The 14,574-nt window shown below is 73.6% G+C and carries 10 protein-coding genes; 3 read left to right on the top strand and 7 right to left on the bottom strand.

The window, feature by feature from the left end:
* Positions 1-127: 127 nt before the first annotated feature.
* A complete protein-coding gene (locus AB0O00_RS05690) occupies positions 128-820 on the bottom strand; it encodes a metal-dependent transcriptional regulator (RefSeq protein ID WP_363648823.1) in 693 nt (230 codons plus the stop codon).
* Positions 821-1,042: 222 nt separating this feature from the next.
* On the opposite strand from AB0O00_RS05690, the gene AB0O00_RS05695 reads away from it, so the two are divergent.
* The 3 genes from AB0O00_RS05695 to AB0O00_RS05705 all read left to right on the top strand — a co-directional run bounded on the left by AB0O00_RS05695 (position 1,043) and on the right by AB0O00_RS05705 (position 3,842).
* The gene (locus AB0O00_RS05695) at positions 1,043-1,807 is read left to right on the top strand and encodes a sugar isomerase domain-containing protein (RefSeq protein WP_363648824.1); all 765 of its coding nucleotides are present in this window, start codon (positions 1,043-1,045) and stop codon (positions 1,805-1,807) included.
* Between the two features lie 158 nt (positions 1,808-1,965).
* The gene (locus AB0O00_RS05700) at positions 1,966-2,943 is read left to right on the top strand and encodes a DUF4231 domain-containing protein (protein ID WP_363648825.1); all 978 of its coding nucleotides are present in this window, start codon (positions 1,966-1,968) and stop codon (positions 2,941-2,943) included.
* Positions 2,944-2,987: 44 nt separating this feature from the next.
* Positions 2,988-3,842 (top strand): alpha/beta hydrolase, encoded by an 855-nt coding sequence (locus tag AB0O00_RS05705; RefSeq protein ID WP_363648841.1) that lies wholly within the window; start codon positions 2,988-2,990, stop codon positions 3,840-3,842.
* A gap of 21 nt (positions 3,843-3,863) precedes the next feature.
* Here the strand turns inward: AB0O00_RS05705 and AB0O00_RS05710 are convergent, their stop codons facing one another.
* The 6 genes from AB0O00_RS05710 to AB0O00_RS05735 all read right to left on the bottom strand — a co-directional run bounded on the left by AB0O00_RS05710 (position 3,864) and on the right by AB0O00_RS05735 (position 14,548).
* Positions 3,864-4,826 carry a D-glycerate dehydrogenase gene (locus AB0O00_RS05710; protein ID WP_363648826.1) on the bottom strand — a complete coding sequence of 321 codons (963 nt, stop codon included), beginning with the start codon at positions 4,824-4,826 and terminating at the stop codon, positions 3,864-3,866.
* A gap of 44 nt (positions 4,827-4,870) precedes the next feature.
* The gene (gene fxsT / locus AB0O00_RS05715; RefSeq protein WP_363648842.1) at positions 4,871-8,725 is read right to left on the bottom strand and encodes an FxSxx-COOH system tetratricopeptide repeat protein; all 3,855 of its coding nucleotides are present in this window, start codon (positions 8,723-8,725) and stop codon (positions 4,871-4,873) included.
* Between the two features lie 145 nt (positions 8,726-8,870).
* The gene (locus AB0O00_RS05720; RefSeq protein WP_363648827.1) at positions 8,871-10,229 is read right to left on the bottom strand and encodes a TIR-like protein FxsC; all 1,359 of its coding nucleotides are present in this window, start codon (positions 10,227-10,229) and stop codon (positions 8,871-8,873) included.
* Between the two features lie 137 nt (positions 10,230-10,366).
* A complete protein-coding gene (locus AB0O00_RS05725; protein WP_363648828.1) occupies positions 10,367-11,032 on the bottom strand; it encodes a hypothetical protein in 666 nt (221 codons plus the stop codon).
* 268 nt (positions 11,033-11,300) lie between these two features.
* Positions 11,301-12,107: an AAC(3) family N-acetyltransferase gene (locus AB0O00_RS05730; RefSeq protein WP_363648843.1), complete on the bottom strand. Its 807-nt coding sequence runs from the start codon at positions 12,105-12,107 to the stop codon at positions 11,301-11,303.
* Positions 12,108-12,166: 59 nt separating this feature from the next.
* Positions 12,167-14,548 (bottom strand): FxsB family cyclophane-forming radical SAM/SPASM peptide maturase, encoded by a 2,382-nt coding sequence (locus tag AB0O00_RS05735; RefSeq protein WP_363648829.1) that lies wholly within the window; start codon positions 14,546-14,548, stop codon positions 12,167-12,169.
* Positions 14,549-14,574 lie beyond the last annotated feature (26 nt).

The following is a 14,574-nucleotide window of genomic DNA, read 5'->3' on the forward strand; positions in this document are numbered from 1 at the left end:
CCCGCTGCACGGGGAGCAGCGGGCCCTCTTCGTCGGTTCGTGTCCGTCGTCGTCGCGCGGCCGTGTGCAGCCGCGTGCCGCCGTGTGCCCTCGCGTGCGCCGTCGTGCGCCGCCGCCGGCGCGGCGTTCAGGCCTGGGCGACGAACACGTGCTGGGCGATGTCCTTGCCCAGTTCGGCGGCGTTCTCGCCGGTGCCCACCAGGACGCCGCCGACGCCGGGGCTCACCTTGACCGTCGAGCCCGGCCGGACGCCCGCCCGGCGCAGGGTGCGCATCAGGCCCTCGTCGGTCTGGATGGGCTCGCCGATGCGGCGGACCACGACGCTGACGCCCTCGTCGCCCGGCTTGACCGAGTCGAGCTGGACGAGCGCGGCGTCGAAGCCCTCGCCCTCGGCCTTGGCGTCGCCGAGCTCGTCGAGGCCCGGGATCGGGTTGCCGTACGGGGACTGGGTCGGGTGGCCGAGCATGGCGAGCACCTTGCGCTCGACGGTCTCGCTCATGACGTGCTCCCAGCGGCACGCCTCCTCGTGCACCTGCTCCCACTCCAGGCCGATCACGTCGACCAGCAGGCACTCGGCGATGCGGTGCTTGCGCATGACGCGCACCGCGAGCCGGCGGCCCTCCTCGGTGAGCTCCAGGTGGCGGTCGCCCGCGACCTGGAGGAGCCCGTCACGCTCCATCCGGCCGACGGTCTGGCTGACCGTGGGGCCGCTCTGCTCCAGGCGCTCGGCGATCCGGGCGCGCATCGGGACGATGCCTTCCTCCTCCAGCTCCAGGATGGTGCGAAGGTACATCTCAGTGGTGTCGATCAGCCCAGACATCGCCGCTGGCTCCGTTCTTCGGTGTCCTCACCGCCAATTCTGACGTACGACGTCGGCAACCGGGCCCGCCGAGGGGCCTCCGGTACCGGTTTTCGTTCCTGTTGACAGCGGTGCCGCCGAGGCACCACCGTGCTCGCCGTAGCTTTCTCCACTGGCGGCCCGGACCACCCCGACCGCCCCACCAGGGCCGGCTCCCTCACCGGCAGAGAGCGGAGGCACCAGATGAACGACCTGGTCGGCCGGTACTTCGACGCCGCGATCGCCCATCTCCAGCGGGTCCGCGAGGAGGAGGCCGACGCGATCGAGGCCGCCGCCGCGCTGCTGGCCGAGGCGGTCGCGCAGGGCCGCCGGGTCTTCACCTTCGGTGCCGGGCACTCCTCGCTGCCCGCACAGGACGTGGTCTACCGGGCGGGCGGGCTGGTGCCGGTGAACCTGCTGAACGTGCCCGGGATGGCCGGGGTGACGGTGATGCCCGCACCGCTGGCGAGCGCGCTGGAGCGGGTGTCCGGGCTGGCGACGACGAGCCTGGACCTCACCCCGGCGACGGCGGGCGACGTGCTCTTCGTGATCTCGCTGTCCGGCCGCCAGGTCATGCCGGTCGAGCTGGCCCGCTACGCGCGCGACCGCGGGCTGACGGTGATCGGGGTCACCTCGCTCGCGTACCCGGGCGAGGTGCCCTCGGCGCACCCGTCGGGGACGTACCTCAAGGACAACTGCGACGTGGTGCTGGACAGCAAGATCGCGGTGGGCGACGGCGAGCTGACCCACCCGGGCGCCCGGACGACGTTCGGCCCGGTCTCGACGATCGTCACCAGCGCCCTGATGCAGGCCGTCGTCGCCTCCGCCGTGGGCCGCCTCGCGGAGGCCGCGGAGGCCGGCACCGCGGAGGCGCCGCCGCTGTTCCGCTCGGGCAACGTGCCGGGCGGGACGGAGTGGAACGTCCGGCAGATGAGCGACAACGCGGAGCGCATCTTCTACACCTACTGAGGCAGTTTCCACACCTACCGAGGCGGTGCCGGGCCGCCCGCCGGACAACCACCGGGGGTTCCCGGCCATTGCGGGCCGCGCGGCCGAGCGGCAGGCGTACCGGGGAGTCCGCCGGGGCAGGGAAGGGGTGCGACCGGAGCGACGGGTGGGGGCCGAACATGGCGTCTGGTGCGGGGCGTACCGGGTGGGTGCGCGAGCGGGACCTCCTGCCCGACCTCTTCTGGGCCGCCGACTCCGCCTCGCTGCGCGGCCAGCAGCGCTCGGTGGTCCTCTCCGCGTGGGAGCTGGTCCTCCTCCTCGTCGCCGCCGCGACCGGCTCGGCCGACGGCGAGGCGTGGGCCTGGCCGGCGGCCGTCGCCTACCTCGGCGCGATCGGCTTCGCCGTGGTGATCGGCCGGCAGAACCCGCAAGGCCTCTGGTACGAGGGCCGGGCCGCCGCGGAGTCGGTGAAGACGCTCGCCTGGAAGTTCGCCGTCCGGGCCGACGCCTACCAGCCGCCGCCGCGCGCCCTGCCGGACGCCGAGGGCCTGTACCGCTTCCAGCTCGGCCGGGTGCTGGGCGCGTTCCGCGACAGCCCGGCGATCGGCGGCCCGCCGGCAACGGAACCCGGCGGGGAGCCGGGGACGCAATCGCCCGCCGAACCCGCCGAACCCGCCGGGATCACCGACGCGATGCGCGACCTGCGCGCGCAGCCGCTGGCCGTGCGCCGCGAGGTGTACCTGCGAGAGCGGATCGAGGTGCAGTACGCGTGGTACCGCTCGAAGTCCCGCTACTGCGCCCGGGCCGGCTTCTGGACGGGCGTGCTCGGCGTGGTGCTCCCCGCGCTCGGGCTGGTGCTCGCGGTCCTGCGGGCGCTCGGCGCGTTCACCTACGACGCGCTCGGCACGGTCTCGGCGGTGGCCGCGTCCGTCGCCGCGTGGGCGCAGCTGCGCCAGTACCGTCCGCTGGCCGCCGCGTACGGCCTGGCGGCCGACGAGCTGGAGCAGATCCGGCGCCAACTGGCGGCGCTGGAGCTGGAGTCGGCGGACGCCGAGGAGATCTGGGCCCGGCTGGCCCGGGACGCCGAGGACGCGGTGTCCCGGGAGCACACGACCTGGCAGGCCCGCCGGGAGATCCGCACCACCACCGACCGGTGACCCCCATCCGGTGACACTCAGGAGGCAGGCGCGTGGCGTTACGAATGGTCAAGGCCCCGGGCGGACGCGCACTCGCCGTGGAGTCCCTGGGTGATCCGCGCGGCCGTCCGGTGTTCCTGCTGCACGGCATGCCGGGCAGCCGGGTCGGTCCGCACCCGCGCAGCACCGTGCTGTACCGGCTGGGGGTGCGGCTGATCTCCTACGACCGCCCCGGGTACGGCGATTCGACCCGGCAGGTCGGGCGGCGGGTGAGCGCGGCGGCGGCCGACGTGCGGATCATCGCGGACGACCTCGGGCTGGACGGGTTCGCGGTGCTGGGCCGCTCCGGCGGCGGCCCGCACGCGCTGGCCTGCGCGGCGCTGCTGCCGGAGCGGGTGAGCCGGGTGGCGGTGCTGGTGGGGCTCGCGCCGCGGAACGCGACCGGCCTGGACTGGTACGCGGGGATGACCCCGTCGAACGTCCGCGCCTACCGGGAGGCGGAGCGCGGCCACGACCGGATCGCGGACACGATGGAGTTCCGCTCCCGCCAGATCAAGGACGACCCGGTCCGGCTGCTGAAGGGGCTGCGGCCCGAACTGTCGCCCGCCGACCGGATGGTGGTGGCCGACAGCGGGCTGCGGCGGATGCTGCAGAGCAACTACCGGGAGGCGTTCCGGCACGGCGCGGACGGCTGGATCGACGACGTCCTGGCGTTCACCGCCGACTGGGGCTTCAAGTGCGAGGACATCGCGGTGCCGACCTGGCTGTGGCACGGCGCGGACGACCAGTTCTCGCCGGTCGAGCACTCCCGCTGGCTGGCCGACCACATCCCGGGCGCCGAGCTCTTCCTGGAGCCCGGCGCCGCGCACTTCGGCGCCTTCCGGGTGCTGACCACCGCCCTGGCCTGGGCGGCGGGTTAGCGCATCACGGTCTGCCGGGCGTCAGGCCTTCACGGGCGTCAGGGGCTCGTCCCCGGCCAGCACCGCCAGGACGTTGTCGACGGCGAGCCCGCCCATCGCCTGCCGCGTCCGGACGGTGGCGCTGCCGAGGTGCGGGGCCAGCACGGCGCGCTCCTGGGCGAGCAGCGCGGACGGCACGGCCGGCTCGTGCTCGAAGTTGTCGACGGCCGCGGCGAACAGCGCGCCCGACTCCAGGGCCGCCGCGAGCGCCTCCTCGTCCACCACGCCCGCCGTCATGCTCACCACGACGGCCCCGCGCGGCAGCCGCGCCAGCCGCCGGGCGTCCAGCAGGTGCCGGGTGGCCGCGCTGAACGGGCAGGTGACGACGAGGACGGTCGACGTCGCGAGCAGCTCGTCGAGGGGCTTCCACTGCGCGCCCTCGGCCTGCTCCGGCGGCAGTTCGCTCCGGTTGTGGTAGCTGACGGGCATGTCGAAGCCGCGCGCCCGCCGGGCGACGGCCTGCCCGATCCGGCCCATGCCGAGGATGCCGAGCGGGGTGCCGGCCAGCTCCATGCCGAGCAGGAAGTTCGGCGCCCACACCCACGGCTCGCCGGAGCGCAGCAGCCGTTCGCCCTCGCCGAGCCGGCGGGTGGCGGCGAGCAGCAGCGCCCAGGCCATGTCGGCGGTGGCGGTGGTGAGCACGCCGGGGGTGTTGGTGACGAGGACGCCGCGCTCGGCGCAGGCGGCCAGGTCGACGTTGTGGTAGCCGACGGCGTGGTTGGCGACGACCGTGAGGGAGGGCCCCGCCGCGTCCAGGAACTCGGCGTCCACCCGGTCGTCCAGGGTGGTGAGGACGGCCCGGCGGCCGGGCAGGGCGGCCAGCAGCTCCGGCCGGGGCATCGACCGGTCGGAGTCGTGGCAGGTGACGGCGTGGTGCGCGGTGAGCCGTTCGATCACCCCGGGCGCGAGGCGGCGGGTGACCAGGACCGGGGGCGGGGTAGTCATGGCTCCGGAGCGTACCCCGCCCCCCTGAACGTCCCGGAAAGGCGTCACACCGGCTGCGGCTCCAGGTCCCGGTTGATCCGCTTCCAGCCGCGCGCCGACACCGTGTTGGGGTGCTCCTCGCCGAACTGCCGGATCAGCTCCGCGATCGAGCGCGCCCGCAGTTCCGCCGCCTGCCCGTGCCGCGCGGCCGCCCGCAGCGTGATCGCCAGGTTGGCCTCGCAGGCGACGGCGTCCGGGTGCCGCGGGGTGTAGCGGGCGCACAGGCCCTCGTACGCGGCGCGGCCCAGCTCCTCGGCGCGCTGGATCTGCCCGTCGTCGCCGTAGGCGTTGGCCAGGTTGATCATCGCGTTGAGCGTGTACGGGTGGTCGGGACCGACCGAGCGGGTGAGCCCGTCGACGGTGGCCCGGCCGCGCTCGATGGCGCCCGGGATGTCGCCGCTGCCGCGCAGGTAGATGCCGAGGTTGTTGGCGCAGGCCAGGGTGAACGGGTGCTCGTCGCCGAACAGCCGCCGGTGGCCCTCGAAGACGGTGGCGCACAGGTCCCGCGCGGTCTCCTTGTCGCCGGAGGCGCTGTGGTCGGCGGCCAGGTTGAGCGCGCAGGCGAGCGCGTCGGGCGCGTCGGCGCCGTAGCGCTCCAGGTAGCGCTCGTAGGTCTCCTTGGTGATCCGGCGGGCCTCGGCGAGCTGGCCGATCCGGCGCAGCGAGACGGCCAGCGACTTGGCGTTGCGCAGGTTCTCCGGCAGGTCGGGGTCGAGGACGTCGCCGAGGTCGGCGGTGACCTCCTGGAGGAGCTCCACCGAGCCCTGGTAGTCGCCGAGTTCGCGCAGGTCGCGGGCGAGGTTGGACTTGGTGGAGAGGGTGTAGGGGTGCTTGGGGCCGAGGACGGCGGTGCGCCGGTCGAGGGTCTCCTGGTCGAGTTCGCGGGCGAGTTCGCTCTCGCCGACGAGCCGGTAGTCGATGGCGAGGTTGTTGGCCATGGCGAGGGTGCGCGGGTGGTCGTCGCCGAACAGCTCGCGGAACTGGGAGAGGATCTCGCGGTCGAGTTCGAGCGCGGCCTGGAACCGGCCGAGGGCGCGGCGGTCGGCGCCGAGCGAGCCGGCCGTCATGAGGGTGTAGGCGTGGTGCTCGCCGAGCAGCGCGCGCTGGCGCTCCAGGGTGTCCTCGTCCAGGGCCAGTGCCTCGGCGTAGTTGCCCTGGGAGCGCAGGACGTTGGCGAGCTGGAAGCGCAGCAGGAGGGTCTGCCGGTCGCCCTCGCCGAGCTTTCGGGTCCACTCGGTGTCGAGGGCGTGGCCGAGGTCGCGGGCGCGGTCGAGCTCGCCGCGCTTCCACAGGTAGCGGACGCGGTCGATGAGCAGCTGGCGGGTGTCGGCCTCGTCGCAGTTGTGCGCCTTGGAGGGCGACAGGTGCGGCCAGATCTCGTCGAAGGCGGGCCAGTTGGCGGGGTCGTCGGTGTCGCCGAGGACGGGCCGGGCGCCAGTGAGGATGCGGTGCACCTCGTGGACGGCGACCTCCTGCTCCTCCTCGCTCATCTCGGCGCGGATCACCGCCTGGACGAGCCGGTGCACCTGGAAGCTGTTGCTGCCGGCGTCGACCTTGGCGAGCGCGTAGCGGCCGATGGCCTGGATGACCTTGCCCAGCATGAACTTGTCGCTGAGGTCGGCGTCGTACTTCACCAGCGCCCGGATCATCTGGTCGCTGTAGAAGAGGTTCATCGAGATCGGCTCGGGCGCGAAGAACGCGCACAGCTGGAGCAGCCGCACGGCGGCCGGGGACTGCTGGCGCAGCCGGGCGATGGAGACGTTCCAGGTGGCGCCGACCGGGGTCGGGTAGTCGGCGGGCCGGGCGACGGCCAGGGCGCGGGCGGCCTCGGCGTGCAGCTGGGCGACGTAGGTCTCGACCGGGGTGCCGGTGGTGTCCAGCCACGCGGCGGCGACCTCGACGGCGAGCGGGAGGTCGCCGACGGCCTCGGCGACCCGGTCAGCGTCCGCGCGGGACAGGCCGCGGGCGCGCCGGCACAGGTGCTCGACGCTCTCGCCGCGGGTGAAGACGTCGACCTCCAGGGCCTCGGCGTGCCCGGTCCAGGCCTGGTTGCGGGAGGTGACCAGGATGTGGCCCGAGCCGCCGGGGAAGAAGCGGCGGATCTCGGACGGCTCGTCGGCGTTGTCGAAGATCAGCAGCCAGCGCGCGGTGGGCCGGCCCAGGCGCAGCGCCTCCCGGGCGGCCTCGGCGGCCTCGGTGACGGAGTCGCCGACGCGCAGGCCGAGGCGCCTGGCCAGTTCGGCGAGGGCGGGGGCGACGAGCTCGGTCTGCTCGGCGTCGATCCACCACACCAGGTCGTAGTCGGACATGAACCGGTGCGCGTACTCCAGGGCGACCTGGGTCTTGCCGACGCCGCCGAGCCCGTACAGCGTCTGCGGGGTGGGCAGGACGGCCGCCATGCCGCCGCGCAGCTGGTTGCGCAGCTGCTCCAGGACGGCGGCGCGGCCGGTGAAGGACGGGTTGCGCGGCGGGACGTCCCACACGGCGGGCTTGCTGCCGGGGAAGCGCGGTCCGCCGCCGTTGGTCTCCGGCAGGGCGGCCTCGCCGCGGCCGAGCGCGCGCAGCAGCGTCTGGACGGACTGCGCCTCGTCGCGGCCGACCAGGTCGACCGGGTTGCGGTTGCTGAACGGCGCGGTGAGCCGCACGTCGCCGACCCGGACGGGCACGAGCTGGCGGCGCGTCCCGGAGGGGTCGGAGCTGACCACGGACTCCCACAGCGCCCTGGCCTGCGGGGAGCGCTGGTAGGCGGGCGAGAGCACGGCGACCGTCCGGTAGGCGGCGTCGATGCCGCGCTCGGTCTCCTCGCGCGGGTCGGTGCCGGCGCTGAGGTCCCGGGGCAGCACCCGGAAGCCGGCCCGGGTGAGGACGGACTCGATCCAGTCCGCCCACATCCGGTCCTCGGGCACGTAGGACAGGTAGAGGTCGGCGGGCACGGACGGGCGGCGGCGGGTGAACGCGTCGACGTAGCGCAGCCGCACCTCCTCGTCCACCGCCGGCAGGTTGGTGACGCGCCCCTCGGTGATGACGGAGGTCAGCCGCTCGCATGCGGCGAGCATCGAGGTGGGCGTGCCCGGCTGGTCTCCGAAGGTCGCGAGGATCTCCTCGTAGGCGTAGAACGGCCGGTACGGGATCTCCACCGAGCCCCAGTACTGGGCGAGTTCCTCGCCGCCCAGGCCGGCCGGCAGCCCGTCGAAGCGGACCCGGGCGAGGGCGCGGCCGGCGTCCGCCTTCTCCTTCTCGCCTTCGTCGATGCGCATCGGGACGGGCAGGATGCGGATGCCGCGCTCGCGGTAGCGGTCGTGGATGTGCTGGGCGATCCGGGAGGCGCCGTCGATCGACTGGTCGCTGAGGGTGAAGCAGACGACGAGGTCGTCGGGCATCTGCACGGTGCAGATCTCGGCGATGTCGGACAGGCCGGTGCGGGAGTCGATGAGCACGTAGTCGTAGCGCTTGGCCATGTCGGCCTTGAGGGCGTCGAAGAACTGCCCGCCGTCGAACCGGTCGTAGAAGATGTCCCAGTCCAGGTGGGTGACGGCCTCCGAGTAGTCCCGGTTGAACTGGCCGGCGGAGAGGAAGTCGAGGCTGCCGCCGCGCGGGAACAGCGGCCAGGACAGCGACAGGGCGTGCGGGTGGACGCGGGCGAAGTCGAGGTGCCAGCCCTCGGCGTGCTCGACCGGGCGCAGCGCCTCCTCCCGGTACTCGGCGATCAGGTCCATCATGCCGGTCGTGCCGGCGAGGGAGGCCGGGTCGAGGAAGGGGTGGAAGAACTTGGCCAGGCCCGGCGCCTCCAGGTCCCAGTCGACGGTGAGCACGCGGTAGCCGTTGGCGGCCAGGATCCAGGCCGTGTTGGCGAGCGCCATGGTGCGGCCGGTGCCGCCCTTGTACGAGTAGAAGGTGATGATCCGCCCGCCCCGGTCCTGCTCCTCCGCCCGGCTGCGGGCCTCGCGCTGCGCGGCGAGGTCGGCGGTGGTCAGCCCCCCGAGGCGGAGGTTCCTGGTGGTGTTGTCACTCATCTGGGTCCTCCCACGGGCGCCGTCCCGGAGCCGGGTTGTCGTCTGTGTCGTCGCGGTCTGGGTGGTCGTCGCGGTCGGTGGGGCCAGGTCCGAAGGGGTCCGGGTCGCGCCGGAACGCGTCCCGCAGGTTGGGCCGCGGCGGCGGGGGGTCGTCCGGCTCGGCCCGGGTGCGGCTCTCGAAGGCGTACTTGGCCTTCATCGCGGCCCGGGGCAGCGCGTCGTCGAACTCGTCCAGGCTGGTCAGCCCGGGGGTGCCGGTCGCGCCGAGGAAGCTCGGGCGGCTGGCCCGGCGGGTGATCCGCAGCGTGCGGTCGCTCAACTCGCCGAACTCGCCCTCGCGTTCCTCGCACTCGGGGTCGTCGGTGTTCCACGGCTCCAGGACGCTCACCCACGTGGCGTCCGAGCGGTCGAAGCGCCGGACCAGCTCGCGGCGGCGCTCGTCGCGCAGCGCCCACCGGTCCAGCAGGAGCAGGCCGGGTGCGGCGGCCTCGCCGCCGATGATCGCCTCGGCCTCGTCGTCGAACTCGTGCACGGTCGGCTGGAAGCCCAACTGCCGTGCGAGGCGCACCGCGTGCTGGGCGATCGGGGAGCCGGACGGGCGGTAGGGGTGCCAGTCGGTGCGTTTGGCGCCGTAGTAGTCGGGGCTGCGGTCCTCGGGCAACTCGCCCTGGTGGTAGGAGAGGACGGAGATCCGGAGCTGCTTGGTGGGCGCGGTGACGTTGAACGCGCTGGGCAGGGCGTTGAAGTCCAGCCGCCGCCCGACCGGGATCACCGTCTCCTCGGCGACCTGCACGATCCGCGCCGCCAGCCGGTGCACGGCCAGCTCGTAGGCGGAGCGGAAGTAGGTGAGCTTCATCAGCGCGTACAGGCCCTCGGTGGCGTAGTCAGGACCGAAGCTCGTGTGGTTGAACTGGAGGTCGCTGGCCACCTTCGGCAGCTTGTAGCGGCTCATCGGCGCCCACAGGACCGGCACGATCCCGCTGGTGCGCTCGGAGTCGAGGTTCGCCGGGTAGACGGGCCGCCGGGTGAAGGCGTGCCACTCCTGGCCGCACGGAACGCTGTTGAAGTACCGCGGCGAGTACAGCGGCACGAACACCCGGCAGTTGGCCAGCTCCTCCGACAGCCGCTCCGCCCACAACTCGCCCTGGTGCATGGACTCGTCCATGAACCCTACCGGCACCCCCGCGCGCACGGTGGTGAGTTGGAGCACCGCCTCGCACAGGTCGCGGTACAGCTGGCGCACCCAGTGGTTCGGGTCCCCGGCACCACGCGCGCCCGACCTCGGGGTGTGGGCGTAAGAGAGGAAGAAGTACGGCCGGGCGTCGTCCTCGTCCCAGCCCCGGTCGTTCACACGCGCCTCCCCCGGGCCCGCCGGCAACCTGTTCCCCGCAGCCCCCGTGCGCGGGGCTTCAGTGTAGGAACGACTGACGCCCCAATGGAATAGCACAACGACTCGCACGAATTGACATGACCGAAACGACCTGCTGGTCAGCCCTGCTTGAGTGAATCCAGATCGATGATCTGATCAGCGGCCGGGAGGTTGACGGTGACCGGAGCGTCGTAATCGGAAAAGTCCATGGTCAGACCGTCCGTGGCCCCGTCGACCTTCGACGTCTCGATCCGGACGGGGTGCGCCGAACCGTCCGTGGCGACGTACCCGTCGAAGGCGCCGTCAGCCTGACTGATCGCCAGAACGGACACCACCTTCTGCCCGTTCACCGTGGTGGCGCCGTCGGAGACGACGTTCCGGTACCAGTCGCCGTTCCCGAAGACGGGCGTGCTCTTGAGGTCGCAGAACGACGTCACCTTCTCCTGCGCGTCCCCCGGCTTCACGCGCAGCCACCGCCCCCGGCCCGCCGCCACGGCCTTGTCCCCGCCGACCTTGGCCAGCAGCCGGTCGTCCTCCTTGAACAGCGCCTGCCCATGGCTGACCAGCACCTCGGCCTTCCCCGAGTCCCCGAAGTCGAACGTCCCGGTGCAGTCCCCGTTCGCGGCCACCGACAGCACGAACGACGTCCGGTCCCCCGACTCGACCTCACTCCCGGTGATCTTCACCGAGGCGGCCTTCGAGAACACCTTGTGCCCCTCCGCGAGGATCGTCCCCCCGGTGGCCGACTCCAGCCGCTCGGCCGAGGCGGAAGCACTCGGACTCACCGCCCCCGCCGCCGGCCCCGCCTTCCCGTCGCCCCCGCACCCGGCCACCGCAGCCAGCCCCAGCACAACCCCACCCACCACGGCAGCCCGCTTGATGATCACGCCGAAACCCTTCGCACACATGGGAAACCTGCGCGGATCCTACGCGCGAGCCCCGTCGGAGCGGCCCGACGGACGGTGTGCCGTTGGCGACATCCGGCCACACCCGCCGCATGGGAAGTCGGCCAGGCCGACTTCCCATGCGGCGCCGTCGCGAGGACAGCAGGAGTCAGGAGCGGGAGCGGCGGAGGGTCTGTTCGGCCAGGTCCACGGCCTCGCGCAGGGAGATCAGGCGGCAGCGGGCGGTGCCGATGGAGCGGGTGGTGAGGGTGGTGGAGGCGGCGAGGACCTGGGTGCCCAGGTCGGCGAAGTGGAGGTCGTCCAGGTCCGGGGCCTTGAAGGTGGTCCAGCCTTCGGTGCCGACGCAGCGGTACTCGCGCTGGGGGACGTCGGGCATCCGCAGGTCGGCCAGGTGGAAGCCGGTGAAGCGGGCCATCGGGACGCCGATCATCAGGACCTGGGCGTCGAGGTCGTAGAGACGGCCCAGTGGGGACTCGGGGCCGAGGTGGGATTCCAGCGGGTGGACCGACGTGATCGTCCGGGCCCGCGGGCCGAAGGCCGCCCAGGAGGTCTGGGGGTGATCGCTGCGCAGGGCGCCCGGATGCGTGCGGATCGTCTCCGAGAGGGTGCCCATGGTCGGCGAGCACGGCGTGGTGTCCGGATCGAACCGGGGCATCTCCTGGAGGTGTGCGGCCACGCGCTCCGGGGAGAGGCCGGCGGTCTCGGCCCGGTGGATGCGGGAGGTGGCCGAGTTCTCCGGGGTCGCCGTGTAGGCGACGAGGGTGCCTTCGGGCCCCAGCACGTCGAGCAGGGCGTCGACCACGGTCGCCGCGCCGCCGGACACCGGGCCGAGCGCGCGGAGGGACGCCTGGACGTGGAGGACCGCGCCCGCGCGGACCCCGATTTCGGTGAACTCGCGGGCGAGCAGGGCGAGTGAAGCGGCGGCGACGCTGCCGGCGCGGGATTCGGTGAGGATGACGGTACCCCGGGGTCGTGGGCCCCGGGTGAGGGAGCCCCGGGGCGGGTGGATGGTGGTCAGACCGCGGCGCGTTCCCGCCGGGCCCGATCGGCGGCCCGTTCGGCCGCCGCGGGCAGCGGTACGGCCAGCCAGGGGGCCGCGGTCGCGCGCATGCCGTCGGTGAAGCGCGATCCGAGCGCGGTCAGCGCGCCCGAACCGGCCAGCCGCTCGACGGCTTCCGCGGTGTACCGCCGCCACAGCGCGAACTCGCGCCGGGCCCGGTCCGCGGCTTCGCCCGGCAGCCCGTCGTAGGCGAGCGTGCGGGTGCCCCAGTACTCGGTGACCGCCAGGTGGGCGTACGTTCCCTGGAGCAAGCCCTCGAGCGGCCGGGGGTCGGGCCGCCAGGGCGCGAAGTACAGCGCGTCGTCGTCTCGGTCGTACAGGTCGGTGAGGTCGAGCACGGCGCCGAGTTTCACATGCTGGAATTCGTGGGCCAGCAGCAGGGCGAGCGTCGGCGCCGTCGCCGGGCGGGCGATGCCCACCGCGCCGAACGCCTGCCGGGCCGCCGAGCTGACGTCCCGGCCCGCGGGGCCCGGCCGCAACGGGGTCACCGTCGTGAGGCCGGCCCTGATGCCCTCCGCGTACCCGGGCAGGTCCCGCCCGAGCAGTTCCCAGGCCTCGCGCAGGGCGCCCGTCCAGTCGAGGAGTTCGCCGCCGGTCAGCCGGGTGGACACCGCGTGGTCGTGGCTGTCGCGCAGGGGGTCGACGTCCTCCAGCGCGACCGTCCACCCGCCCGCCAGGCGGACCCGCCGCAGCGGCTCGTCCAGCACGGTGCGCAGGGTCCCGTCGGCGGTCCGCACGGTGAAGCCGTCCGCCGTGCCGGTCACGACGGCCTCCCCGTCCGGGAGGGCGAGGCGCCCGAGCGTCGGCAGGTGCAGCCACCCACCGCGCACCGGCACCGCCACCGCGTCGCCCCGGCCGACCCGCACCGCCGCGGCCGCCGCGAGCGCGGCCAGCGGCCCGAGGCCGGTGCCGAGGTCCCCGGCGAGCTGCCGGGCGGCCCAGGCGCGCGCGTACGGGTGGGCGAGGACGGCGTCGACGGCGGCGGGGGCGGCGACGTCCAGCGCGGCCAGCAGCGACCACGCCTCGCCCCTCCCCTGTCCGGAGGCGTCCCAGGCGGCGGCCAGCATCGCCCGGGTGAGGGCGAGCTGGGAACGGCCGAGGGCGCGGATGGTGTCCGCGCTCCCGTAGCCCCGGGCGAGTTCGTCGAGCTGGTGGTCGGCGAGCGCGGACGGCACGACCGGCGCGGCGCTCTGGGCAGGCAGGGACACCGAACCACCGTTCGCCGCAACGCCGTTGATGAGCGCCATGAGGTCCCCGCAGTAGACGGAGGGGTTGTCGAAGCCGCCTCCCCCATCGTCGCTCCGATAGCGGTGGGCGTACAGACCGCCTCCGCAGGTCCGGACGACGGGGCAGGCGCGGCAGGTGGCGCCGAGGCCGGCGAGTCCGGACTGGCGCGCGGCGATGCCGGGATGCTGGGCGACGTCGTCGAGGCTGTGCGCGAAGACGTCGTAGCCGGTCGCGGGGGCCCCGTCGTACGCCGTCTTCAGGCTGTCCACCTGTTCGAAGGTGCCGTCGGTCTCCAGCACGACGAGGTCCGAGGGCTCGAGCCCGAGCGACTCGGTGAGGCTGGTGAACCCGCGCCGCGTGCGGTGCACCGACTCGAACGTCCGGACGGCGAAAGGCCGTCCGTCCGCCTCCCACCGGTCGTGGACGGCAAGCAGCCAGTCGGCGTACGGGGTGCTGTCCGGCCCGGAGGGACGTTTCGGCGGATCGTCCCAGGTGGCGTGCGGGAGCAGGAAGTCGACGGCGGGGGGCCGGAGTTCGGCCAGAGCCCGGTAGACCGCGGCCGGGTCGTTCTCGACGTCGATGGTGCACAGCAGCCCGGCGAAGAGGTGCCGGTACGCCGGCTCCTGCAGCAGCGCGACCGCCCGCAGCACCTGCGGGTGACTGCTGCGGCCGTCGGCGAAGCGCCGGTGGCGGTCGTTGGCGGCCCTGTCCCCGTCGAGCGAGATGCCGACCTTGATGTCCAGCTCGGCGAAGAGGTCGCAGAACCGGCGGGAGAGCAGGACCCCGTTGGTGTGGATGCGCAGGTCGAGGGCGCAGCCGGGCGGGAGCGCCGCCCGGAGCGCCTCGGCGGCCAGACGGAGCCGGTCCGGGCCGGCGAGCAGGGGTTCTCCCCCGTGCAGGACGACCCGGACGGCGCCCAGCCGGTGCGTGGCCGCGTGCGCGCCGATGCGTTCGGCGGCCTTGGCCAGGACCTCGTCGCCGATGGACTTCGGTCGCGTGCGCCAGCTGGTGTCCGCGTGCTCGTAGACATAGCAGTGGTCGCACGCGAGATCGCAGCGACTGTGCACCTTGACCACGAATTGCGAGAATGGCAGCGGAATTCGCGTCATCGCAGTTCTGATTCAGCTCTGATTCA

The sequence above is a fragment of the Kitasatospora sp. NPDC093558 genome (assembly GCF_040683475.1).
GTDB lineage: Bacteria > Actinomycetota > Actinomycetes > Streptomycetales > Streptomycetaceae > Kitasatospora.